This window comes from Micromonospora sp. NPDC005710, from assembly GCF_040630995.1.
In the GTDB taxonomy this organism is placed as follows: Bacteria; Actinomycetota; Actinomycetes; order Mycobacteriales; family Micromonosporaceae; genus Micromonospora.
Genome location: NZ_JBEXYP010000002.1, coordinates 59,975 through 83,720 on the forward strand (window position 1 = coordinate 59,975; position 23,746 = coordinate 83,720).

The window sequence follows — 23,746 nt, forward strand, 5'->3', positions numbered from 1 at the left end:
CCCCTCCCACCGTGCGACCACCTCGGTGGCGGCCGGTGACCGGCGTTGCTACCCAGCGGAGCGATTGATCAACCACGAACCCTTGCGGTTGTGACCCGAGTGTGAAAATTTCCTACCAGCGACGCGGACACGAGCGGCGATTCTTGCCGATTGGGTGCCGCGCGGAACATCCGGTAGCCCCAACGAAGGGACACACCGCATGAAGGCCATCCGACTCGGAGCCGCAGGCCTGGCCGCAGCCCTGCTCGGCACCCTGGTCACCACCGCCCCCGCTCACGCGGCACCCGACGCGGTCGACACCACGAACACCACCTGCGCCACCGACCCGGCCACCCCGAAGCGGCAGTTCCGAGCCATGTGGATCTCGTCAGTGGTCAACATCGACTGGCCCAGCAAGGCATCCCAGACCAACCCGGACCGGATCGCGGCCCAACAGGCCGAATACCGCGAACTGCTCGACCTGGCCGGGCGACTGCACCACAACGCCGTCGTGGTGCAGGTCCGCCCCACCGCCGACGCGCTCTGGCCGTCACCGTACGAACCCTGGTCGGAATACCTGACCGGAGTACGCGGCCAGAACCCCGGCTGGGACCCACTGGCCTTCCTGGTCGACGAGTCGCACAAGCGGAACCTGGAGTTCCACGCCTGGTTCAACCCGTACCGCGTCTCGATGCCGGCCCCCGGCGGTGCCGGCGCCGACCTCGCTCAACTGGCCCCCGGCCACCCGGCGCAGCAGCACCCCGACTGGACCTTCGCCTACCCGCCGGCCGGCATGGCCGGCAGCCGGCTCTACTACAACCCCGGCATTCCGGAGGTCCGCGAGTTCGTCCAGACCGCCATGATGGACGCCGTCACGCGGTACGACATCGACGGAGTCCACTTCGACGACTACTTCTACCCCTACCCCAGCGGCACCTACCAGGTGCCCGACGACGCGACCTTCGCGGCCCACAACCGGGGCTTCACCGACCGGGCCGACTGGCGACGCGACAACATCAACCTGCTGATCCAGGAGATGAACGGCAAGATCAAGGCGACCAAGCCGTGGGTGAAGTTCGGCGTCAGCCCGTTCGGCATCTGGCGCAACAAGACCGCCGACCCGCTCGGCTCGGACACCACCGGCAGCCAGTCGTACGACATCATCTCCGCCGACACCCGCACGTGGATCAAGCAGGAGTGGGTCGACTACGTGGTGCCGCAGCTCTACTGGTACATCGGCCAGTACCCGGCCGCCGACTACGCCCGCCTGGTGCCGTGGTGGGCCGAGACGGTGCGCGGCACCCGCGTACAGCTCTATGTCGGCCAGGCCGACTACAAGAGCGGCGACCCGGCGTACGGGCCGTACTGGCAGAACCCGCGTGAGCTGTCCGACCACCTGACGCTCAACCGGTCGTACCCGGAGGTGCAGGGCAACGTGCACTTCTCCGCGGTGCAGGTACGCGCCAACCGGCTCGGTGCCACCGACATCTACGCGGCCGAGCACTACTCCCGTCCGTCGCTGGTGCCGGCCATGCCGCACCTACCGGCCCGCCCGCTGCTCTTCCCGGTGATCACCAAGACGGCCCGACAGGACGACGGGGTCCGGCTCACCTGGCGACAGCCAGCCGACGGCGTCGGCCCGCTCGGCACCGCCACCTCGTACGCGATCTACCGCTTCGACGGCACCGCGCTGCCCGGCCGGTGCGCCACTGCCGACGCCACGCACCTGGTCGACACCGTCCGGGCCACCCCCAGCTCCACCCAGTCCTGGGTGGACACCTCGGCGGAGCCCGGTCGGCGGTACACCTACCAGCTGACCGCGCTGGACCGGTCAGCCAACGAGAGCACGGTGAGCCCGCCGGCCTTCGTCAGGCGCTGATCCGCCCCTGGATGCCCCGGACGCCTCGCGCGTCCGGGGCATTCGTCTGTTTCGACGCCTGTCACCAATAGTTGGCGGCGCGCATACCGCCTAGTTGATCAGCTGATCGACACTCATCGACATCCGGTAACCCGCCGGTAACTTCCGTCCCACCCGCTCACCCCCGCGGAGGTAATTCGTGCCCCGACGTCTCGCCACACTGCTCACCTCAGGCGCACTGGCGCTGCTCGCCACCCTCGCCGTCGCCTCCCCCGCTGCCGCCGTCACCCCCGCCGAACGGCTCTCCGTGCTGTCCAGTTGGACCCAGACCAGCGCCTCCAGCTACAACTCGTGGAACAGCGCCCGCGTCAACCGGGCCCCCTGGACCGAGTACAACTTCAACTGGTCCACCGACTACTGCTCGTCCAGCCCGGACAACCCGCTCGGCTTCACCTTCAACCTGGGCTGCTACCGGCACGACTTCGGCTACCGCAACTACAAGGCGGTCGGCCAGTTCCCCGCCAACAAGTCCCGCCTGGACAGCGCCTTCTACGAGGACCTCAAGCGCGTCTGCACCACGTACAACTCGGTCGTCCGGCCGGCCTGCTACAGCCTGGCCTGGACCTACTACCAGGCGGTCAAGGTCTTCGGTTCGGTAGCGGCCGTCCAGCAGGCCGACATCGACCGCGCCGCCCGAATGAAGGCCCAAGCCGAAGCCAACGCCGCAACCCGCTAACCCCACCCCCGCCCCCGCGCCCCCACCCCCACCCCCGCCCCCCACCCACCCCCGCTCTCACCCGTGTTGATCAAGAGGTTTCGGTCACCGGGAGCCCGGTTTCTGACGCAAACCTCTTGATCAACAAGGGTGGGGCGGGGCGGGGCAGGGGTGGGGTGGGAAGGGCAGGGGGGTTAGGCGCGTTCGGTTCGGGTGGCGGGGTGGCGGTCGGGGTCGACCGGACGGCGGGGGGTCGGTTGGGACAGGCCGGTGCTGAAGCGGGTCGAGTCCGCGGCCAGGTCCGGGTGTTCCACGTCGAGTGCCAGCGCGGCGGCCTCGTCCAGCCCCAACTCGGCACCCTCGCCGTACGCGTCGTCGAAGGCAGCGTCGCCCAGCACCGCACGCAACTCCGCCTGCTGTTCCGCCCAGTAACCGCCGAAGATGCCGGGGGTGGCACGCATGCTCGCCCGGGTGGCCTGCGCCGCCCCGAACAGGCGGGCCGCCGTCAACCGCTCCCCGCCGATAGCGCAACGCACCGCCACCGCGTTCAACGTGTCGCACGCCCGGCCGTGGTAGCCGTGACCCATCCGGGAACGCAGCGCCGCCAGCAGGTGCTCGTGCGCGGCGATGACGTCACCCCGTACCAGCGCGACCATGCCGAGCAGCATGTCCACGGAACGTCGGCCCCGCTCCACGGGCCGGGCCGCCTCCACCGGGCGCACCGCACCCAGCAGCTCCGCCGCCTCTTCCAGGGCGCCGCGCCGCCAGAGCAACTCGGCCAGGCTGAACACCGCGAACAGCGCCTCGCCCATCACGTCCTGCCCGTGCGCCCAGTCGATGACCTCCCGGCACACCCGCTCCGCCTCGGCGAACTGCCCCATGTCCACGAGCGGCGCGGCCCTGCCGGCGAGCACCCGGGCCAGCAACCCGGCGTCGCCGGCCTGCCGGGCCGCCGCCTCGGCCCGCTGGGAGTAGCGCAGCTCCTCGGCGAACTCGCCGTCGGCGCTCGCATGCAAGGAATGCATGTGGTACGCCGCCGCCAGCTCAGCCTCCGGGATCCGCTCCCCCGTCTCGGCGATCCGCCCGTACAGCCGGAACAGCCACAGTCGGCCCTCCCGGGCCAGGCCCCGCTCCAACCACCACTGGTCCAGCCCACCCGCCAGACCGAGACCGGCGCGGGCGCTGCCACCGGTGGCGCACCACCGCAGCGCGGCGCGCAGCTCCCCGGCCAACGGATCGAGGGCGTACAACGACAACGTCACCGGCCGGCCGTCCTGGCCCAGGTGCGCCCGGTCCAACGCGTGCGCCGACCAGGCCACGTGCCGATCCCGAGCAGCCTGCTCCTCACCCGCCTCCGCCAACCGCCGCGCCGCGTACGCCCGGATGGGGTCGAGCATCCGGTAGGTGCTCCCGGCGGCACGCAGCTCGGCCAACACCATCGACTTGTCCACCAGAACCGAGAGCGGGTCCAGCGGGTCGTCACCCAGCAGCCACTCCACCGTCTCCAGATCCACCGGGCCGGTGAACACCGACAGCCACCGCAGCAGACGGGCGGCCCGGGGCCCCAGCGTCCGGTACGACCAGGTGACGGTGGCCTGCATCGTCAGGTGCCGTTCGGTGGCCGAACGCTGCACCGCCCGGCTCGCCGGGGTGGGCGGTGACGCACCGACCGCCGCAGCGACCAGGTCCACTGTTTCCTGCTGGTTGCCCGACCAGCCCCGCTCCACCGGCGGCGGCTCCGGGTCCTCCCGGCCGGCGTCCAGGGTGCCGAGGACATCGTCCAGCCGCTCGGCGAGCTGGCCGACGGAGAGCACCCGCAGCCGGGCGGCGGCCAACTCGATGGCGAGCGGCAGCCCGTCCAGCCGCTGCACGACCCGGCGCAGGTCCGCGGACTCGGCCGGCTCCGGTTGCCGACCACCGCGCGCCGCCGCCGTACGGTCCAACAGCAGGGCCACCGCGTCACTCTCCGCACCGTCCGGGTGCGGGTCGACCGAGAGCGGCGGAATCCGCCACACCACCTCGCCGGGCAGGCTGAACGACTCACGACTGGTCGCCAGCACCCGCACGCCGCCCCCGCCGGACAGCAGCCGCGAGATCACCTCCGCGCACGCTGCCGGTTGGGTGTCGCAGGTGTCCAGTACGACGAGCATCCGGCGGCCGGCCGCGTACTCGACGAGGGTGTCGAGCATCGGCCGGCCCGGCTCGGGACGCAGGCCGAGCACGGCGGCGATGGCGAACGCCACGAGCCCCGGGTCGGTCACCGAGGCGATGTCGACGAACCAGACCCCGTCCGGGTACGCCTCGACAACTCCGCCGGCCAACTCCACGGCGAGGCGGGTCTTGCCGGCGCCACCGGCGCCCAGCACTGTGACCAGGCGGTGCTTGCGCACCAGGATGCCCAGCTCGACGCGTTCGGTCTGCCGGCCGACGAACGAGGTCACCTGGGTCGGCAGGTTGTGCGCCACGGCGTCGGCGGTGCGGGGCCGGGGGAACTGCCGCTCCAGACCGGGGGCGACCAGTTGGAACAGTCGTTCCCGGTCGTCGAAGCCGCGCAGGCGGTGCAGGCCCAGGTCGAGCAGGGCCGCACCCGGCGGCAGCGGCTCGGCCCGACGTGCGGTGGACGCCGTGCACAACACCTGCCCGCCGTGCGCGGCCGCGGCCACCCGGGCGGCCCGGTGCACCTCGGCGCTCGCGTACTCGCCGTCGCGTGGCTCGGCGTAGCCGGTGTGCAGGCCCATCCGCACCCGCGGCGCGGCTTCGGGGGTGGGCCAGTCGTGGCTGGACAGCGCCCGCTGGGCGGTCAGGCAGGCGGTCATCGCCGCTGTCGCTTCCTCGAACGCCAGGAAGAACGAGTCGCCCTCGGTCAGTAGCTCCGCGCCACCCGTGCTGGCCAGCGCGCGACGCAGCAGCCGGCGGTGCTCGGCGAGCACCGGCCGGTAGTCCGGGCCGAGCAACTGGGCCAGCCGGGTCGAGCCCTCGATATCGGTGAACACGAAGGTCACCCAACCGCTCGGAAGCTGAATCCGTGGCGACATGCGAGGAACCTCCGCCCGTGACGTCGGGTTCATGCTGCCTGAGTCCGGACGATCACACATCGTGAGAACGGTCGGGCAAGTGCCGCCTCAACGTGCCACTCGAACCCGCTCCCGGCAAGGCCAGCCCACCAGGCGGCGACGGATCGGCCCGATCAGCAGCCGCAGCCACCGCCGCAGCAGCCACCGGCGGCGGGTGCTGCGGCACCACCCCGGCCGGTGACAGCGACAGCGGAGAGAAGTTTGACAGTGTCGGCGTGTCCCTGGGGGCAACTGGCCGGCTCACCGGCCGCCGCCATCGAACGGTTGACCTCGAAAGTGTCGCCGCAGGCGCGGCAGCGGAACTCGTACCGGGGCATGCCACCCAGGGTACGTGGATCTGTCGGTACGCGGAGCATGGGTGATACTCGACAGGTGGTGGACGGCGAGGACGACACGCGTGTGCAACCGTTACGACCGGCCGCGCCGCTGGACGGGCCGCTCGAAGGCTCGGGAGCCGCGCCCGATCCGGTGGCGAAGGTGCCCCGCCCCCGCCGCCCCTGGCTGAGCGGGCGTGCGGCGCAGGCGCAGGCGCAGGCGCCAACACCCGACGCCGTCAAGACCGAAACCGCGAAGACCGACGCCCCGAGCGCCGAGGATCCGAAGACCGACACCGCAAAAATCGAGGACCTGAAGACCGACGCCTCGAAGGCCGAGGATGTGAAGGCCGAAGGCGTGAAGACCGGTGTCGCGGATCCGGCGAAGACCACTGTGGATGTGGTCCCGGTCGTACCGGCGTCCGACCCGACCCGTCGGCGGCGGGTGCAGTTCGCCCACGCGGTACGTCTGCCGCCACGCCAGGCAGCAGCCGCCGCGGCCGGGGCGACCCGCGCCTGGGCCCGTCGGCCGAGCGGTCGACTGACCCTGCCCGGTGTCTTCCTGTTGGCGCTGGTGGCCGCGACCGCCGCGGCGGGAGCGCTGCTCGTACCGGCCACGATCCGCGCACCGCGCCCGGTGGCGGTCGACGTCTCGGCCACCCCGCCCGCTGTCGCACCGCCGGGGGCACCGTCCGGCCTGCCCACCGGGCCGCTGCCCACCGGCCCACTGCCGACCGTCCCGCTGCCCGGCGGTGGGTTGCCCGGCAACGGGCTGCCGACCGGGCCGGTGATCGGTGGTCGACCGTCGGACGCCCTGGCCGCCTGGGCACAGCAGGTCGGTGCCAAGGTCGGCGTCCCGGCGATCGCCATGCAGGCGTACGGCTACGCCGAGCTGGTGCTCGCCCAGACCAACCGCAGCTGCGCGTTGAGCTGGACCACGTTGGCCGCGATCGGGCAGGTCGAATCGGGACACGGCTCGGCCAACGGTGCGCGGTTGGGGCAGGACGGCAAGGCGGTACCCAACATCATCGGGCTGCCGCTGGACGGGAAGGACGGTCGGATGCGGATCATCGACACCGACCGCGGGGTGCTCGACGGGGACACCACCCTCGACCGGGCCATCGGGCCGATGCAGTTCATCCCGACCACCTGGCGGGAGATCGGCGCCGACGCCGACAACGACGGCGTCAAGGACCCGCACGACCTGGACGACGCCGCCCTGGCGGCGGGAAACTACCTCTGCAAGGGCGGGCGCAACCTGAGCATCCCGGGCGACTGGTGGAACGCGATCCTCTCCTACAACGATGTACGGCGGTACGCCCAGGACGTCTACGACACCGCGAACCGGTACGGACGGGCCAGTCGGGCGTGAAGTGATCGTCTCGATACGTTGGAGAACTGGACACTTCCCCCCGGCCTCTGTTAGCGGCAAGCTAGACGGGTGATGGTGCGCGAGTGGGACCCCAGGACCGCGTCGTCCGCCGAGATCGCGTCGCTGTTGGCCACGCTGAACGCGGTCCTGGCGGCCGACCTGCCGCAGGATCCGCCCTGGCGGGAGACGTCCCTGCGGGAATACCTCTCCGAGGTGATGCCCGGCGAGCGGCGGATCTCCTGGATCGCCCAGGCTGAGACGACCACCCCTGGCGACACGGGCGCGGTGCTGGGTCAGGTGCACGTACTCCTTCTGGGTGACATCGGCGTGCTCGAGGTGCTCGTGCACCCGTCCGTGCGGCGCACCGGCCTCGGCCGCGACCTGGTGTTGCGTGCGGCACGCCGGGTCTACCAGGAGGGCTTCCGGTCGATCGGGGTCGAGGTCGTCGGCGACACGCCTGCGGTGGGGTTCTACGAGTCGCTCGGCTTCAACCGGGAATACGTGGAGACGCGCAGCGTGCTCGACCTGACCGCGGTGGACTGGGCCGAGCTGTCCGAGATGGCCACCGGCATCGGAGCGGGCTACCAGTTGGAGTTCTTCCCGGGCGGCCCGCCGGACGACCTCATCGAGGCGTACGCGCGGGCCAAGGCCGAGGTGCGCGACGTCGACGACGGTGAGCTGCGACCCAGCTCCTACGACCCGGAGCGGCTGCGCGACAGCCTGGACACGCTGCACCGGCGGGGCATGAAGCCGTACATCGTGCTCGCCCGGCACGAGCAGAGCGGCGAGGTGGCCGGCCTGACCGAGGTGGTGGTGCCGGCGCAGCACCCGACCCGCGCCGACCAGTACGACACGATCGTGGCGCAGGATCACCGGGGCTACGGCATCGATCGGGCGATCAAGGCCCGGATGCTGCTGGAGCTGCGGTCCGCCGAGCCGGAGCTGGTCGAGGTGCAGACCTGGAACGCGCAGGCCAACGAGGCGATGCTCAAGGTCAACGCTGAGCTGGGTTACCGCCCCGATCGGGACTGGTGCGAATACAGCGTCGACGTCGCTGAGCTGGTGCACCGCCCCGATCCGCCGCGCTGAGGAATTCACGAAACTGTCCACTAGGGGATGGACGGTGGACAGTCGCGCCCCTTAACGTGCGTTGACCCCATCCACCCATCGTGGAGGCCCTATGCGCCCGCGCCGCTCAATCGCCGCGCTCGCGACCGCCACCGCCGCCGTGACCCTCACGGCGCTCGGCGTCGCACCCACCGCGGCCAGCGCCGCGCCCACCGACCTGTTCATTTCGGAGTACGTCGAGGGTTCGTCGAACAACAAGGCGATCGAGCTGTTCAACGGCACGGGTGCCGACGTCGACCTGACGGCCGGCGGCTACCAGCTGCAGCTCTTCTTCAACGGCGCCACCACGGCCACCACCGTCGCCCTCACCGGCAGCGTGGCGGCCGGTGACACGTTCGTGTTCGCGAGCGCCTCGGCCGGTGCCGCGATCCTCGCCCAGGCGGACCAGACCACCGGGGCGAGCCTCTTCAATGGTGACGACGCGATCGTGCTGCGTCGGGGCACCACAGTGCTCGACTCGATCGGCCAGGTGGGCGTCGACCCGGGCACCGAGTGGGGTTCCGGCGTCACCAGCACCGCTGACAACACCCTGCGCCGGCTGCCGAGCGTGGCCGCCGGCGACACCGACCCGTCGGACGCGTTCGACCCCGCCGCGCAGTGGGCCGGCTTCCCCGTCGACACGTTCGACGGGCTGGGCGCACACACCGTGGACGGTGGCGGCCCGGTCGACGTGCCGGCCACGCTCACCTGCGGTGGGCCGCTGGTCACGGCCACCGGCACTGCCGCGAGCCGCGAGGTGACCGCCGCCGACCCTGACGACACGATCGTCGACCTGGCGGTGACCGCGATCAGCCCGACCCCGACCTCCGGCTCGATCACCCGTACCGCTGTCACCCCGGCCGAGGGGGTGGGCGGCACCGCCCGTGCCACTGTCGGCGTGAGCGCCGACCTCGCCGCCGGGGCGTACACCGTCACCCTCACCGCGACCGACACGGACGGTGGCACCGCGAGTTGCGCGCTCGTCGTGCAGGTGACCCGGGAGCTGACCGTCGGCGAGGTGCAGGGTCCGACCACCGACGCCGAGTCCGGCCCGAGCGACAGGTCGCCGCTCGCACCGGCGAGCGGCAACGGCACGAGCAGCACGCTGTACGACGTACGCGGCGTGATCACCCAGTTGACCCTGGCCCGCACCTCGGCCGGGGCGGAGCAGCACGGGTTCTTCCTGCAGAGCCGCATCGGTGACACCGACGGTGACCCGACCAGTTCGGACGGCATCTTCGTGTTCATGGGCACGTTCACGTCGCTGATCGGCGGTTACGTGCCGACGGTGGGCGACGAGGTCGTGCTGCGGGCCCGGGTGTCGGAGTACTTCAACTTCACCCAGCTCTCCGGCGCGTCGCTGGTCCGCCTGATCGGCGGCGGCCTGGCCGTGGACACCGCGGTGGCGGTGACCGACGCGGTGCCGCCGGCCGTGCTCACCGACGCGCAGCGTTTCTGGGAACGGCACGAGGGCTCCCGACTGCGGGTACGCGCGGGCAGCGGCGCGGTGAGCGGCCGGGACGTCTTCTCCTCCACCGCCGACGCGGAGTTGTGGGTGGTCGACCGCGACGACCCGCTGCTGGACCGCGCCGACCCGTACTCCCGGCGGGTCTTCCGGGATTCGCACCCGCTGGACAACGACCCGACGCGCAGCTTCGACGACGGCAACGGCCAGCGGACGCTGCTCGGCAGCATGGGCGTGAAGGCCACCGCCGGGGACAGCGCCGCGCTGCTTCCGCCGGCGCACACGTTCGACATGCTGCGCTCGGACGCGGTGGGCGGCGTCTACTACTCGTTCGAGAAGTACGGCGTCCAGGTCGAGCGGGCGGAGTTCGCCGCCGGGGCCGACCCGTCGAGGAACAACCCGCCGAAGCCGGCCGACCGGTCGCAGGAGGTGGCCGTTGCCACCTACAACGTGGAGAACCTTTACGACTACCGCGACGACCCGTTCGACGGCTGCGACTTCACCGGCAACGCCGGCTGTGTGGGCGTCAACCCGCCGTTCGACTACGTGCCGGGCAGCGAGGCGGAGTACCGCGAGCAACTGGCCGCGCTCGCCGACCAGATCGTGAAGGACCTGCACGCACCGGATCTGATCCTGGTGCAGGAGGCCGAGGACCAGGACATCTGCACGGTCTCCGGGGCGGCGCTGAGCTGCGGTGACACCAACAACGCCGATGGCGCTCCGGACAGCATCCAGGAGTTGGCGCTCGCTGTCGCGGCGGCCGGCGGCCCGGCGTACGCCGCCGCCTATGACCGGACCGGCGCGGACGCCCGCGGTATCACCGCCGCCTTCCTGTACCGCACGGACCGGGTGTCGCTGGCTGCCGCGATGGCGGACGACCCGCTGCTGGGTTCGGCACCGACTGTCCAGTACCGGGCTCCGGGGCTGCCGGCCAACGCCGACGTGCAGAACCCGAAGGCCCTCAACGCGGTGTTGCCGGCGGACGTGGACACGTCCACCGGCAAGGACGGGAACAACGTCTTCACGCGTGCTCCGCAGTTGGGCAAGTTCAGCGTGGCCGCGGCACCCGGCTCGACCGAGCGGTTCACCCTGTACGCGCTCAGCAACCACTACTCCTCCGGCCCGGACAGCCGGGTGGGGCAGCGGCGGGAGCAGGCGCGCTACGGGGCGGCGATCGTCACTGCGATCGAGGCGGCCGACCAGACCGCCCGGGTGGTCTACGGCGGGGATCTGAACGTGTTCCCCCGTCCCGATGATCCCATCGCGACCGGAGAGCAGCCCACGCCGTCGGACCAGCTCGCGCCGCTGTACGAGGCGGGCCTGCACAACCTGTGGGACAACCTCGTCGCGGACGTGCCGGCTTCGGCCTACTCGTACAGTTTCGAGGGGCACGCACAGACTCTCGACCACCTGTTCGTCAACGACGCGTTCTACGGCGACCTGGTGCAGGTACGGGCGGCGCACATCAACGCCGACTGGCCGGCGGAGTTCGCCGGTGACGGCTCGCGGGGTTCCAGTGACCACGACCCGCAGGTGGCCCGGTTCCGGTCCCGGGCGTCGTTGACGGTTGCCGACGCGACGGTGGCCGAGGGCGACCAGGGCACCCGACAGCTCACCTTCACCGCCACCGTCTCCCGGCCGCTGTCCCAGTCGGTGCTGCTCTGCGCCGCCACCGTCGGCCTCACGGCGCAGGTGGGCTCGGATTTCGACCCGTACGCCGGCTGCAAGGTCCTGGCGGCCGGGCAGACGTCGGTGGCGTTCCCGGTGTCGGTGCGGGGTGACCGCAGGCGGGAGGCGGACGAGAAGTTGACGCTGCTGGTGGCCGGTGTGCCCGGCCTGCGGCTGGCGGACCCGCTCGCGACCGGAACGATCACCAACGACGACTGATTCTGGAGTGGTCGTCGACGGCCCGCCGAACCCCGCCCAGGGGACGGCGGGCCGTCTGCCGTTCCGCGGTCAGTCGTACCGCCAGCGCTGTGGCGGCGGTGGATCGCCGCGGTGCTTGGCCACCCGCACCTCCCACTGGCTACGCCGACGCATCGCGTCACGGACCTCCCGGTTGCGGTAGAACGTCTCGGGCGGGCGGGCCAGCCCGTAGACGTCCGCCCACCACTCCCCCGGCTTCGGGTCGAGAATGGTGTCCAGGTGCGTCGGGTAGCGGCGCCCCGCACCGTCACGCGTGTCTTCCCAGTCCCGCATCGGCTTGAGCACCCGGCCGAGGTCGTCGACGGCGGCCAGCCGACACCCGGCGACCTCGGCTCGCCCCGTTTCTCGCAGTCCCGTTCGGCTGGCCTGTGGACAACTACAGGACCTGTGGACAACGGGGCATCCGTCACGGTGGCGAGGATGGCTTCCGCTCAGGCGGCGAAGTCGTGGGCCTTGAGCGGCACGGCGTCGGGCGGCGGAGCGGGGAGGTAATCCCTGACCTCTCCCCTTTGCTCTGCACCCTGATACGCACCACCCCGACGGCGCTTCTGACACGCGCCACCAAGACGGGCCCTCTGATGCGCCACCCCGACGCGCGCCATCCCTGCTGATACGCGCCATCCTGGTCGGCGCCGACCCAAGACCGTGGCCGGCGCATCCGCGGGTGCAGAGCAAAGGCAGTCGCGGAGACATCGGAGCCAGGGATCCGGCACAGCCAGGAGCCGGAAAGCGCCGCGATCAGGCGCCGGGACCCGGATGGCTGCGGACGGGCCGCTCAGTAGCGCTGGCGGAGCAGGTTGGCGGCCTCGACGGCCCAGTAGGTGAGGATGACCTGCGCTCCGGCGCGCTTGATCGAGGTGAGCGTCTCCATCATCACCCGCTCCCGGTCGATCCAACCGTTCGCGGCGGCGGCCTCGACAGTCGCGTACTCGCCGGAGACCTGGTAGGCGGCTACCGGAACGTCCACTGCGGCCCGCACCGCCGAGACCACGTCGAGGTAGGGCAGCGCAGGCTTGACCATCACCAGGTCGGCGCCCTCGGCGACGTCGAGCGCCACCTCACGCAGCGACTCACGCAGATTGGCCGGGTCCTGCTGGTAGGTGCGCCGGTCGCCCTCCAGCGCCGACTCCACGGCGTCGCGGAACGGGCCGTAGAAGGCGGAGGCGTACTTCACGGCGTACGCCAGCACTGACACGTCCTGGTGACCGGCGGCGTCGAGGGCCCGGCGTACCACGCCGACCTGGCCGTCCATCATCCCGGACGGCCCCACCATGCCGACCCCGGCGGCGGCCTGGGCCACCGCCATCTCGGCGTACGCGGCCAGGGTGGCGTCGTTGTCGACCTCGCCGTCGGGGGTGAGCAGACCGCAGTGCCCGTGCGAGGTGAACTCGTCGAGGCACAGGTCGCTCATCACCACAGTGGCAGCGCCCACCTCGGCCACCACGTCGCGGATGGCGACGTTGAGGATGCCGTTCGGGTCGATGCCGCCGGAGCCGGTCGGGTCCCGCTGCTCCGGCACGCCGAAGAGCATGATTCCGCCGACACCGGCCTGGACCGCCTCGGCCGCTGCCTTGCGCAGCGAGTCCCGGGAGTGCTGGAGCACCCCCGGGAGCGACCCGATGGCCCGGGGCTCGGTCAGCCCCTCCTTGACGAACATCGGCACGACCAGCTCGGCCGGGTCGACCCGGGTCTCCGACACCAGCCGGCGGACCGCCGGGTTGCGGCGCAGGCGGCGGGGCCGGATCTCTGGGTACGACATTGCAGGCCTCCTCGAACGACTACCGGAAGCGCAGGGCGGTCGGACCCTGCACCTTCGAGCCACGGCGCTGCTTGGCCGGCATGGCGGCCAGCTTCTCGCGTAGCTCGACGGCGTAGGCGGCGAGCGCCTCCACCAGGTCGGGCACCGAGGCGTGCGGCGGCTGGACGTCGACCCGCAGGCCGAACTCCGTCGCGGTCTCCGCCGTCTTGGGCCCAATAACGGCAACAACCGTCCGGGCGTGCGGCTTCCCGGCGATACCGACGAGGTTCCGCACTGTCGAAGAAGACGTGAAGAGCACCGCGTCGAACCCGCCCGACTTGATCGCGTCGCGGATCTCGGCGGGCGGCGGAGCGGCCCGCACCGTCCGGTACGCGGTCACGTCGTCGACCTCCCAGCCGCGCTCGGTGAGCCCGGCGGCGAGCGTCTCGGTGGCGATGTCGGCGCGCGGCAGCAGCACCCGGCCCACCGGGTCGAGGATCTCGTCGTGCGGCGAGAACTCGGCCAGCAGGCCCTCCGAGGACTGCTCCCCGGCGGGGATCAGCTCCGGCTGGATGCCGAACGCGCGAACCGCGTCCGCGGTGGCCTCACCGATGCAGGCGATCTTGACGCCGCCGAAGTGCCGGGCGTCGAGGCCGTGCTCGGCGAACTTCTCCCAGACCGCGCGGACCGCGTTCACCGACGTGAAGATCACCCAGGCGTACCGGCCGTCGACCAGGCCCTTGACCGCCCGCTCCATCTGCGCCGGGGTACGCGGCGGCTCGACCGCGATGGTCGGCACCTCACACGGGATCGCCCCGTACGCGCGGAGCCGGGCGCTCATCGCGCCGGCCTGCTCCTTGGTCCGAGGTACGAGGACCTTCCAGCCGTACAGCGGGCGGTTCTCCCACCAGCTCAGCTTGTCGCGCTGGCCCACCCCGACACCGACGGTGAGCACCACCCGGCCGGTGAACCCGAGCGCGGCGGCCACGAAGCTGTCCACCGTCGACGTGGTCGTGTACTGGGTCTCACCGGTGCCGTCGCCGGTCACGCCGACGCCCGTCGTGCCGTCGACTCCGGCGGCGAGCAGCCCGTCCCGGACGGCGGCGAGGTCACCGGCGTCCACGGCGAGCGCGAGCGAACCCCGGCCGACGGCAGTGGCCAGCGCCTCGAAGTCCAGTGCGCTGACGTCCTCGACGTCGGCGGCGGTCCGTACGCCCGGCAGCGGAACCCCGGCGTAGGTGGCCACACCCTCGGCCTGGCCGACGCCCGGGACCACCTCGAAGTGAGCGGCGGTGCGGGCCACGGCCTGCACCTCCTTGACCACCGAGTCGTGCCCGAACGGGTCGCCGGCGACCAGGTGCACCGCGTTCAGCCCGGAACGGGCCGCGGAGATCAGCACCTTCGCCACGTCCCCCGGCGCGCCCTCGGCCGGGGTGAACTCGGCATCGTCCCTGGCCTCGGCGCGAACGACGCTGAGCAACGACTCCGGGACTCCCCGGTCGTAGATCACCTGGTCGGCGTCGACCAGGGCGTCGTGGGCCCGACGGGTCAGCAGGCCCGGGTCACCGGGGCCAGCCCCGACGAACGCGATACGGCCGACGGGCTTACGGGTGCGGGTCATTCTGTGCTCCCAAATTGCTGGGTCCCCGGGCCGGTGTGTCCTTCCTGGCCGAGGATCGAGTCGGCGCCGAGGTCGAGGAGTTCGGCGGCGAGTGCCTTACCGATCTCCGCCGCGTCGGCGGGCGTTCCGGTGCGGGACAGCCGGATGTCACGAGTGCCGTCCGGGCTGATCACCGCCCCGCGCAGGTAGATCTCATCGCCGTTGTCGCCTTCGGCGAGTTCGGCATAGGCGGCGACGGGTGCGCTGCACCCGGCCTCCAGGGTTGCCAGAAACGCGCGTTCCGCGGTGACCGCGGCACGCGACGGTGTGTCGTCGAGCATGGCGAGCAGCTCGACGAGGTCCTGGTCGTCGACCCGGCACTCCACGGCCAGCGCGCCCTGAGCGGGTGCGGGCAGCATCAGCATCGGGTCCAGCGTCTCGGTGATCACGTCGGCCCGGCCGATCCGGGCCAACCCGGCCCGGGCCAGGACGACCGCGTCGAGGTCGGCCTCGGGGCCGAGCACCCGCGCGAGGCGAGTGTCGATGTTGCCGCGGATCGGGGTGACCTCCAGTTGCAGCCCGAGCGCGTGCAACTGGGCGATCCGGCGCAGCGCACCCGTGCCCACTGTGGCACCGGGCGGCAGCTCGGCGAGCGTCCGGCCCTCGCGGGCGATGAGCGCGTCACGCGGGTCCTGCCGGGCCGGCACCGCGGCGATGTGCAGCCCGCTGGCGGCAGCCGTGGGCAGATCCTTGTACGAGTGCACCGCGAAGTCGATCGTGCCCGCGGTCAGCGCGTCGCGCAGCGCGGAGACGAACACCCCGACGCCGAGCCGGTGCACAGGCGCGCTGGAGCGGTCGCCCGCAGTGACCACCTCGACCAGCTCGACGGCACGGCCGGTGGCGGCGGTCACCGCCTCGGCGACCTGGCCGGACTGGGCCAGCGCCAGGGTGCTGCCCCGGGTGCCGAGGCGAAGGGGGGCGGTCATCGCGCACCTCCGGTGGGTGGGGTCGGCTCGGCGGCGTCGGCTCCGGACACCCGGTCGGTGCCGGGGAATGCCATCCCGAGGTCGGGTGCCAGCACGTCCGGGACGGTGTCGACAGGTGAGGTCTGCGGCACCTCGAGGTCGAACAGTTCGCGCAGCAGTGCCGCGTACTGGTCGCCGCCGGGCTCCGCGGCCAACTGGCGGACCTTGACGGTGGGCTGGTGCAGCAGCCGCTGCACGACCCGGTGCACGGTACGGGCCACCTCGGCCCGCAGGTCGTCGCCGAGGTCGGGGCGGCGCTGGGCCAGTCGGCGCAGCTCGGCGGTGACCACGTCGTCGGCCCGGCCGCGCAGGGCGGCCACCGTGGGTGCCACGTCGGCCCCACGCAGCCAGCTGAGGAAGCCTTCGACCTCGCTGAGCACGATGCGTTCGACGGCAGCGGCGTCGGCAGCGGCCGGACCGTCGGCGAGCAGCGCCGCCATCCGGTCGATGTCGATCACCTCGACGCCGGGCAGTTCGGCGACGCCCTCCTCGACGTCGCGCGGGACGGCCAGGTCGAGCAGGACCAGCGGGCCCCGTGCGCTGTCGCGTTCGGCCAGCGCCGTGGTGACCACCGCCCGGGTGAGGACCGGTTCGGTGGACGCGGTGGCGGCCACTACGATGTCCACTGTGGAGAGGGTGTCGGCCAGCTCGGTCATCGGGGCGGCACTCGCACCGTACGACTCGGCCAGCCGGACGGCCCGGTCGGCGCCCCGGTTGCTGACGGTGAGCGGCCCGGCGCCCAGCCGGGACAGCGTGGCCACCCCGAGCGAACCCATCGCGCCGGCGCCGATCACCAGGGCCGGACGACCGACGAGGTCACCGTCGAGGTGCCCGGCGGCCAACTCCAGTGCGGCGGTGACGACGCTCTGGCCGGCCCGGTCGATGCCGGTTTCGGCGTGGGCCCGCTTGCCGACCCGCAACGCCTGCTGCATCAGCTCGTGCAGCAGCCGGCCGGCGGAGTCGGCACCGGTGGCCCAGTGGTACGCGTCACGCAACTGGCCGAGGATCTGCGCCTCGCCCACCACCATCGAGTCCAGACCGGTGGCGACCCGGAAGACGTGGTCCACGGCGGCGGTGTCGTAGTGCACGTACAGGTGGCTGGCGAGGGCGGTCGGGGAGCTGTCGGCCTGCTCGGCCAGCACGGCGCAGACATCGCCGAGCCCGCCGTGGAAACCGGACACAGCGGCGTAGACCTCCACCCGGTTGCAGGTGGACACGATGACCGCCTCGGCCACGTAGGGCTGGGCGACCAGGCGGTCGAGTGTGCGGGTCAGGTCGGCAGGGGGCACGGCCAGCTGCTCCAGCGTGGCAACCGGGGCGGTCCGATAGGACGCGCCGACGACGAGCAGTTTCACGTGCCGATCGCCTCCTGGGTGTCGGTGGCCGCGAACCCGCCCGGCAGGGCGGTGAGCGCGGCCCCGCCGGTGGCGGGCAGCGCGGTCAGCGACGCCTTGCGGTGTTCGTGGAAGGACAGAATCTGCAGCTCGATGGCGAGGTCGACCTTGCGCACGTCGACCCCCTCCGGAACCGAGAGTACGCACGGCGCAAAGTTGAGGATGCTCGTCACGCCGACGGCGACCAGTTGGTCGGCGACCTGCTGGGCGGCGGCGGCCGGGGTGGCGATCACGCCGATCGCGAGGGATTCCGCCGCAGCGACCGTCGGCAGGTCGTCGATATGCCTGACCACCAGCCCGTTGATCTCTTCGCCGACCCGGGAAGCATCGGCGTCGAGCAGTGCGGCGATCCGGAAGCCCCGGCTGGCGAAGCCGTCGTACCCGGCCAGAGCGTGACCGAGATTACCCACGCCGACCAGGGCGACCGCCCGGCGTTGGGTGAGGCCGAGCACATATTCGATCTGCTCGATCAGCAGCGCGACGTCGTAGCCGACGCCCCGGGTGCCGTACGAGCCGAGGTGCGACAGGTCCTTGCGGAGCTTCGCGGAGTTGACCCCGGCGGCGGCGGAGAGACCCTCGCTGGAGACCGTCTCGTGCCCGGTGTCGGCGAGGTTGTGCAGCGCGCGCAGGTACTCCGGAAGCCGAGCAACTGTCGCCTCGGGCAGATCCGGGAGCGTCGGTACGGCACCGGCGCGGCCGGGCGCGCCTGGGTGACGGTGCTGACTCATGAGACTCCGTGCGGTGCGATCCTCGGCCAACTCCGCTGGTCGGCCGTTTGTGGACTCCCGCTGGCGACCGAGGTTGGCGGCTGTGCTAGCAGGGCGCGTCGGAGTCACAGCGTAGGCGCTTGTGAAGACGTGCACAAATCGCGATCTTGCCGCTGCGTGGCGCGACCCCACCAGCCCCTCCATTCCACAAGATCGATTGAACGGCCTGGTCCGCGCGCCGCCCGGGCGATTATTGCTCAATCCCGACTTCTCTGACCAATCCCGCGCCGACCCAGCCCACCGGCATCACCCCCGCCCGCGATCTTGCACTTCCCGTCCCCGCCTTTCGCCCAAAGAAGGACAAACCCCCAACCACAACTGCAAGATCGACGCAGACGGGGGTAGGGCGGTAGGCGCGGGAGGGCGGGGGCGGGGTAGGGGCAGCACTACGGAGGAGAGGCTGGGTTTCGGGATGGGGGGACCGGGTCCTACTGCCTAGCCTTTGAGCATGACCGCCGTTGCCGCCACCAGCGACCGACCCGCGCTGGCACCGAGCATTCCCCGCCAACTCTTCGTCGATTCCGGGTACGTGGTGCTCGGTCTGCCCCTGGCGGTGGCCAGTTTCGTGGTCCTGATCGTCGGCCTCGCGGTCGGCATCGGCCTGGTGGTCACTGTGATCGGCCTGCCGATCCTCAGCGGCACCCTGTACGCCGCCCGTGGGCTGGCCGACGTCGAGCGGTTGCGGCTGCCCGCGGTGCTCCACCAACCCCGGATCCGACCGCACTACCGGCTGCCCGAGGCGGGCGCGAACGCCTGGCGGCGGATCTTCGTGCCGATGCGGGACGCCCAGTCCTGGCTCGACCTGGCGCACGGCATCCTGCGGCTGATCGTGGCGGCGGGCACCTTCGTGGTGACCGTCTCCTGGTGGGCTGCGGCGACCGCCGGCTCGCTCTACTGGGCGTACGACTGGGCCCTGCCCCGGGCCGACGGCGAGGGTAATCAGGACCTCGCGCAGCTTCTCGGCCTGGGCGACTCGACCACCGCCCGGATCGGCCTGTACACCGCGCTCGGGGTGTTCTTCCTGATCACCCTGCCGATCGTGGTGCGGGGCTGCGCCCTGCTTCAGGCCAGCTTCGCCAAGGCCATGCTGACCGGGGTGGCCGAGATGCGCGACCGGATCACCGTGCTGGAGGAGCAGAAACGGGCCGCCGTGTCCGCCGAGGCGTCCGCGCTGCGACGGTTGGAGCGGGACATCCACGACGGCCCCCAGCAGCGCCTGGTCCGGCTGGCGATGGACCTCAGCCGGGCCCGGATGCAGCTCTCCTCGGACCCGGAGGCGGCCGGCCGCACCATCGACGAGGCGGTCACCCAGACCCGGGACACGCTTGCCGAGCTGCGGGCGTTGTCCCGGGGCATCGCCCCGCCGATCCTCGTCGACCGGGGCCTGCCGAGCGCCCTGGCCGCGATCGCCGGGCGCGGGCTGATCCCGATCGAGCTTCAGGTGGACCCGCAGCTCGGCACCCCGGCCGGGCGGCTCGACCCGGCGGTGGAGAACACCGCGTACTTCGTGGTGTCCGAGGCGCTGACGAACGTCGCCAAGCACAGCCGGGCCACCGAGGCCACGGTGGCCGTGGCCCGCCAGGGCACCCACCTGCAGGTACGGGTGGGCGACGACGGGCAGGGCGGGGCGCACCTGGCGAAGGGGCACGGGCTGGCCGGCATCGCCGACCGGGTTCGGGCCGCCGGCGGCGAACTGCTGGTGGTCAGCCCGACCGGCGGCCCCACCGAGATCCGCGCCCAACTTCCCCTGTGAGCGCGAGGGGTACGGGCCGGACGTGGTAGACACCACAGCCATGCGCATCGTGATCGCCGACGACGCCGTCCTGCTCCGGGAGGGGCTGGTCCGGCTGCTGACCGAGAGCGGGCACCAGGTGGTGGCCGCTGTGGGTGACGGGGACGCCCTGGTCGAGGCGGTGGTCGAGCACCGGCCCGACGTGTCGATCGTTGACGTCCGGATGCCGCCGTCACACACCGACGAGGGGTTGCGGGCTGCGGTGGAGGCGCGTCGGCTGGTGCCGCGTACCCCGATCCTGGTGCTGTCCCAGTACGTCGAGGTCTCGTACGCCGATGATCTGCTCGCCACCACCGGCGGCGCCGGCGGTGGGATCGGCTATCTGCTCAAGGACCGGGTGGCGGCGATCGACGAGTTCCTGGACGCGCTGCTCCGGGTCGCGGGTGGCGGCACGGTGCTCGACCCGGAGGTGGTCGGGCAGCTCTTCGCCAGGCGTCGCCGGGACGACCCGCTGCGCGAGCTGACCCCGCGCGAGCGCGAGGTGCTCGCGCTGATGGCCGAGGGGCGCTCGAACACCGCCATCGCCCGTGCCCTGGTGGTCAGCGACGGCGCTGTGGAGAAGCACGTGCGCAACATCTTCACCAAGCTCACCCTGCCGCCGGACACCGAACAGCACCGGCGGGTGCTGGCCGTCCTCACCTATCTGCGGAACTGATCTCCCGGGCCAGGGTCACCGCGTCGGTGAGGGTGTCGGCCACCGGGTGACCGGAGGCGCGCAGCCGGGCCGGGTCGGTGAAACCGCCGGTGTAGAGGACGGCACGGCCGCCCACCGCGAGCGCCGCGTCCGCGTCGTCGATGGAGTCACCGATCAGCACCACCGAGGGGCCGTCCACGCCCAGCTCGGCCAGGTGCTGTCGAAGTGACTCGGCCTTGCGGTCGCCGCCGACGGTGGCCCGCAGCCCGTCGACCCGGGTGAAGTGGTCGGTCAACCCGAAGGTGTGCACTGTGGGTACCAGCTCCTCGTGGAACCACATGGACAGCAGGCTCTGGCTACCCGGCCACGCGGCCATCGCGGTGCGCGCGTCGGCGGCCAGCTCACAGGTGGTCAACCCGGTGCGGTACGCGTCGTGGAAGATCTTGTCGAGTCGGCCGAACTCGTCGGCGTCCACTGCCTGCCCGAGCACCTCGGCGTAGTACTCGGCGATCGGCCGGCGGAACCGCACCCGGTGCTCGTCGGGGGTGACGGTCGGCCCGCCCAGGCTCGCGAACACGACGTTCGTGGCGGAGACCACCAGGCTCAGGTCGTTGAGCAGGGTGCCGTTCCAGTCCCAGACGAGGTGCGGGGGCGCAGAGGTCATCAGAGCACCATAGGCACTCCTCAGAGCTGCGGGGTGGTCAGGTCCCGCAGCAGCCGGTCCTCCTCGACCCGCCAGTACCCGTGCTCCTTGCCGTCGAGCATCACCACCGGCAGCCGGTCGCCGTACTCCCGCTCCAGCCCCTCGTCGCCGGTGACGTCCCACTCGACCCACTTGTCGCCGGTGACCGCGACCACCCGGTCGAGCGCCGCTTTCGCGTCGTCGCACAGGTGGCAGCCGGGTCGGGTGATCAGGGCGAGTCGGGCGTCAGTGGCCATCGGTTACCTCCGTGCGGTCGGTCGGCGTCGCCGACCGGAGCTGGGTCTTGCGTACCTTGCCGATCGCCGAGTGTGGCAGGGCGTCGACGAACTCGACGGTGGTCGGGCACTTGAACCGGGCCAGGTTCCGCGCGCAGTGGGCGAGCAGTTCCTCGCCGGTCACCGGTTGGCCCTGCGCCGGCACCACGTACGCCCGCACAGTCTCGCCGGTCCGCGGGTGCGGCACACCCAGTACCGCCGACTCGGCCACCCCGGGGTGCCCGGCGAGCACCGACTCGACCTCGTGCGGGTAGACGTTGAAGCCGTTGACCAGGATCAACTCGCCGAGCCGGTCGACCAGGAAGAGGTCGCCGTCCTCGTCGGCGTACGCGATGTCCCCGGTGCCCCACCAACCGTCGGCGTCCGGACCGCCCCGACCGTCGGGCCAGTAGCCGGTGAAGAGGTTGGGGCCCGACACCACGATCTGCCCCGGGTCGGTGCCCGGCGCCACGTCGGAGATGTCCAGCTCATCCGGGTCGTCGTCGGGGACGGCGAGCCCGTCGCGCCACAGGTCCACCCCGTCCGCGCCGACCAGGCGTAGCCGCACCCCGGGCAGCGGCCGGCCGATCGAACCCGGCTTGGCCACGCCGCCGACCAGGGTGGAGGTGAGCACCGGCGCGGTCTCGGTGAGGCCGTACCCGATGTGCACCTGATGCCCGGTGACCGCCGTGAAGCGCGCCGCGACGGCGGGTTCGAGCGGCGCCGCGCCGCAGACCGCCACCCGCACCGACGCTGTCGCCGCGCCTGCCGACTCCGCGTCGGCCCAGGTCAGGAACATCGACGGTACGCCGACCAGCACGCTGACCCGGTGCCGCGCGATCTCGTCCAGCCCCGCCGTCGGGCCCGGCTCGTCGAGCAGCACGCCTGTCGCCCCGTGGTGCACCACGGCGCCGAGCACGGAGTTGAGCCCGTACGCGTGGAACAGCGGCAACGCGAGCAGAACGGTGTCGGTCGGCCCGACCACCGGCGGTTCGATCTCCGCGACCTGTTCGTGGTTGGCGAGCAGTGCCCGGTGCGAGAGCATCGCCCCCTTGGGTCGCCCCTCGGTGCCTGAGGTGTAGAGCAGGACAGCCAGGTCGGTGCCGCCCCGTCGGGGGCGGGCTGCCGGTCCGGGCGCCTCGGCGGTGGGTGGCGCGGCGTGTACGGAGGTGAGCGCGGGCAGGTCGGCTGCCACGTCGACGACCAGCTCGCGGACGCGGTCGGTGGCGATGAGCACCGACGCACCCGAGTCGGCCAGCACGTGCCGCAGTTCCGGGGCGGTGAAGCCGGGATTGACCGGCACGGTGATCAGCCCGGCGCGCAGGGCACCGAGCCAGGCGAGCACGAAGTCCGGCGTGTTGGGCAGCGCGATGGCGACGCGGGGCGGCGTACCGCCGGGGTCGGTGGGTGGTGCGACGGCGGACAGGCCGTGGGCGGCGGCGTCCACCGCGGCGTCCAGTTCGGACCAGCTGAGGGTGTGCGCCCGCCAGTGCAACGCGGGCTGGTCGGGGTGGTCGAGAGCCGCCCGGCGAACCCGGTCGGCGAGGTTCGGCGCGGGGTTTTCCGAGGCGTCCTGCACGGTGATCGAGTCTGGCACAGCGGATGGCGACGGGCCACGCCCGACGGTCGGGTCGGGCGTCCGGAGGACGACCCGCGACAGTCCCATGTACGGGACTGTCCGGTGTGCCATCGGCGATCCGATCAGGTCCTGTCGGTGGGACGTGCGACAGTTGCCGAGGGCAGTTCGGTCGCCCTGTCCCACCGCCCGGCGCGTCGCGCCAACCGAACGGTCGGTAAGCCCCCTACCTGGGCATCCATCGTGGAACACCCGGTCGGCGGAAAGTCAATCGCACACGACGGACAACCGGTCCGCCGCCAGTGCGGGGGAGCGGGAAATACTTCCGCCTTGTGTAACGGACTTGCCACGCGCGGGTGACGTTGGCCCTATCATCACTCGGGTCGGCTCACCCCATTTGCCGTGAGTCGACACCCCTCAGCCCGAGGAGGCCCCCGTGCCTGTGAGCGCATT

The 23,746-nt window shown here is 71.9% G+C and carries 18 protein-coding genes; 7 read left to right on the top strand and 11 right to left on the bottom strand.

The genetic code is table 11. From position 1 onward, the window contains the following. Window positions 1-199 precede the first annotated feature (199 nt). On the top strand, window positions 200-1,858 hold the full coding sequence (locus ABZ406_RS02610; RefSeq protein WP_357755536.1) for a family 10 glycosylhydrolase: 1,659 nt from the start codon (window positions 200-202) through the stop codon (window positions 1,856-1,858). Window positions 1,859-2,036: 178 nt separating this feature from the next. Then, window positions 2,037-2,573 (top strand): phospholipase, encoded by a 537-nt coding sequence (locus ABZ406_RS02615; RefSeq protein ID WP_357755537.1) that lies wholly within the window; start codon window positions 2,037-2,039, stop codon window positions 2,571-2,573. 173 nt (window positions 2,574-2,746) lie between these two features. On the opposite strand, the gene ABZ406_RS02620 is transcribed toward ABZ406_RS02615, so the two are convergent. Together ABZ406_RS02620 and ABZ406_RS02625 are read right to left on the bottom strand one after the other, a co-directional pair. Next, complete coding sequence (locus tag ABZ406_RS02620) at window positions 2,747-5,587, bottom strand: adenylate/guanylate cyclase domain-containing protein (protein WP_357755538.1); 2,841 nt, start codon at window positions 5,585-5,587, stop codon at window positions 2,747-2,749. Between the two features lie 152 nt (window positions 5,588-5,739). After that, window positions 5,740-5,943, bottom strand: coding sequence for a zinc ribbon domain-containing protein (locus ABZ406_RS02625; RefSeq protein ID WP_357755539.1), 204 nt, complete (start codon window positions 5,941-5,943; stop codon window positions 5,740-5,742). Window positions 5,944-5,998: 55 nt separating this feature from the next. Here ABZ406_RS02625 and ABZ406_RS02630 point away from each other — a divergent pair, with 55 nt between their 5' ends. From ABZ406_RS02630 to ABZ406_RS02640, 3 genes are all read left to right on the top strand, one after another. Further along, window positions 5,999-7,312, top strand: coding sequence for a lytic transglycosylase domain-containing protein (locus tag ABZ406_RS02630; protein ID WP_357755906.1), 1,314 nt, complete (start codon window positions 5,999-6,001; stop codon window positions 7,310-7,312). Between the two features lie 72 nt (window positions 7,313-7,384). After that, window positions 7,385-8,401: a GNAT family N-acetyltransferase gene (locus ABZ406_RS02635; protein ID WP_357755907.1), complete on the top strand. Its 1,017-nt coding sequence runs from the start codon at window positions 7,385-7,387 to the stop codon at window positions 8,399-8,401. 91 nt (window positions 8,402-8,492) lie between these two features. Further along, on the top strand, window positions 8,493-11,771 hold the full coding sequence (locus ABZ406_RS02640; protein ID WP_357755541.1) for a lamin tail domain-containing protein: 3,279 nt from the start codon (window positions 8,493-8,495) through the stop codon (window positions 11,769-11,771). A gap of 69 nt (window positions 11,772-11,840) precedes the next feature. Here the strand turns inward: ABZ406_RS02640 and ABZ406_RS02645 are convergent, their stop codons facing one another. From ABZ406_RS02645 to ABZ406_RS02670, 6 genes are all read right to left on the bottom strand, one after another. Beyond that, a complete protein-coding gene (locus tag ABZ406_RS02645; RefSeq protein WP_357755542.1) occupies window positions 11,841-12,083 on the bottom strand; it encodes a hypothetical protein in 243 nt (80 codons plus the stop codon). A gap of 502 nt (window positions 12,084-12,585) precedes the next feature. Beyond that, window positions 12,586-13,569 carry a porphobilinogen synthase gene (gene hemB, locus ABZ406_RS02650; RefSeq protein ID WP_357755544.1) on the bottom strand — a complete coding sequence of 328 codons (984 nt, stop codon included), beginning with the start codon at window positions 13,567-13,569 and terminating at the stop codon, window positions 12,586-12,588. Between the two features lie 19 nt (window positions 13,570-13,588). Beyond that, a complete protein-coding gene (locus ABZ406_RS02655; RefSeq protein WP_357594848.1) occupies window positions 13,589-15,169 on the bottom strand; it encodes a uroporphyrinogen-III synthase in 1,581 nt (526 codons plus the stop codon). Then, window positions 15,166-16,134, bottom strand: coding sequence for a hydroxymethylbilane synthase (gene hemC, locus ABZ406_RS02660; RefSeq protein WP_357755546.1), 969 nt, complete (start codon window positions 16,132-16,134; stop codon window positions 15,166-15,168). Before hemC ends, ABZ406_RS02655 begins: the two co-directional genes overlap by 4 nt. Continuing rightward, the gene (locus tag ABZ406_RS02665; RefSeq protein WP_357755548.1) at window positions 16,131-17,528 is read right to left on the bottom strand and encodes a glutamyl-tRNA reductase; all 1,398 of its coding nucleotides are present in this window, start codon (window positions 17,526-17,528) and stop codon (window positions 16,131-16,133) included. The genes hemC and ABZ406_RS02665 overlap by 4 nt, the downstream gene beginning before the upstream one ends. Further along, the gene (locus ABZ406_RS02670) at window positions 17,525-18,295 is read right to left on the bottom strand and encodes a redox-sensing transcriptional repressor Rex (protein ID WP_357755550.1); all 771 of its coding nucleotides are present in this window, start codon (window positions 18,293-18,295) and stop codon (window positions 17,525-17,527) included. Before ABZ406_RS02670 ends, ABZ406_RS02665 begins: the two co-directional genes overlap by 4 nt. Window positions 18,296-18,782: 487 nt before the next feature. On the opposite strand from ABZ406_RS02670, the gene ABZ406_RS02675 reads away from it, so the two are divergent. Continuing rightward, window positions 18,783-20,087 (top strand): sensor histidine kinase, encoded by a 1,305-nt coding sequence (locus ABZ406_RS02675; protein WP_357755552.1) that lies wholly within the window; start codon window positions 18,783-18,785, stop codon window positions 20,085-20,087. 40 nt (window positions 20,088-20,127) lie between these two features. Continuing rightward, window positions 20,128-20,781 carry a response regulator transcription factor gene (locus tag ABZ406_RS02680; protein WP_357755554.1) on the top strand — a complete coding sequence of 218 codons (654 nt, stop codon included), beginning with the start codon at window positions 20,128-20,130 and terminating at the stop codon, window positions 20,779-20,781. Here the strand turns inward: ABZ406_RS02680 and ABZ406_RS02685 are convergent. The 3 genes from ABZ406_RS02685 to ABZ406_RS02695 are packed head-to-tail and all read right to left on the bottom strand — an operon-like array spanning window position 20,762 to window position 23,383. Continuing rightward, a complete protein-coding gene (locus ABZ406_RS02685) occupies window positions 20,762-21,424 on the bottom strand; it encodes an HAD hydrolase-like protein (RefSeq protein ID WP_357755556.1) in 663 nt (220 codons plus the stop codon). The two genes, ABZ406_RS02680 and ABZ406_RS02685, sit on opposite strands and share 20 nt — an antisense overlap. A gap of 20 nt (window positions 21,425-21,444) precedes the next feature. Next, window positions 21,445-21,699, bottom strand: a complete 255-nt coding sequence (locus ABZ406_RS02690; protein WP_030329740.1) for a glutaredoxin family protein — start codon at window positions 21,697-21,699, stop codon at window positions 21,445-21,447. Further along, entirely contained in the window at window positions 21,689-23,383 is a 1,695-nt protein-coding gene (locus ABZ406_RS02695) for an AMP-binding protein (protein ID WP_357755558.1), read from the bottom strand. The genes ABZ406_RS02690 and ABZ406_RS02695 overlap by 11 nt, the downstream gene beginning before the upstream one ends. Window positions 23,384-23,746: the final 363 nt, after the last annotated feature.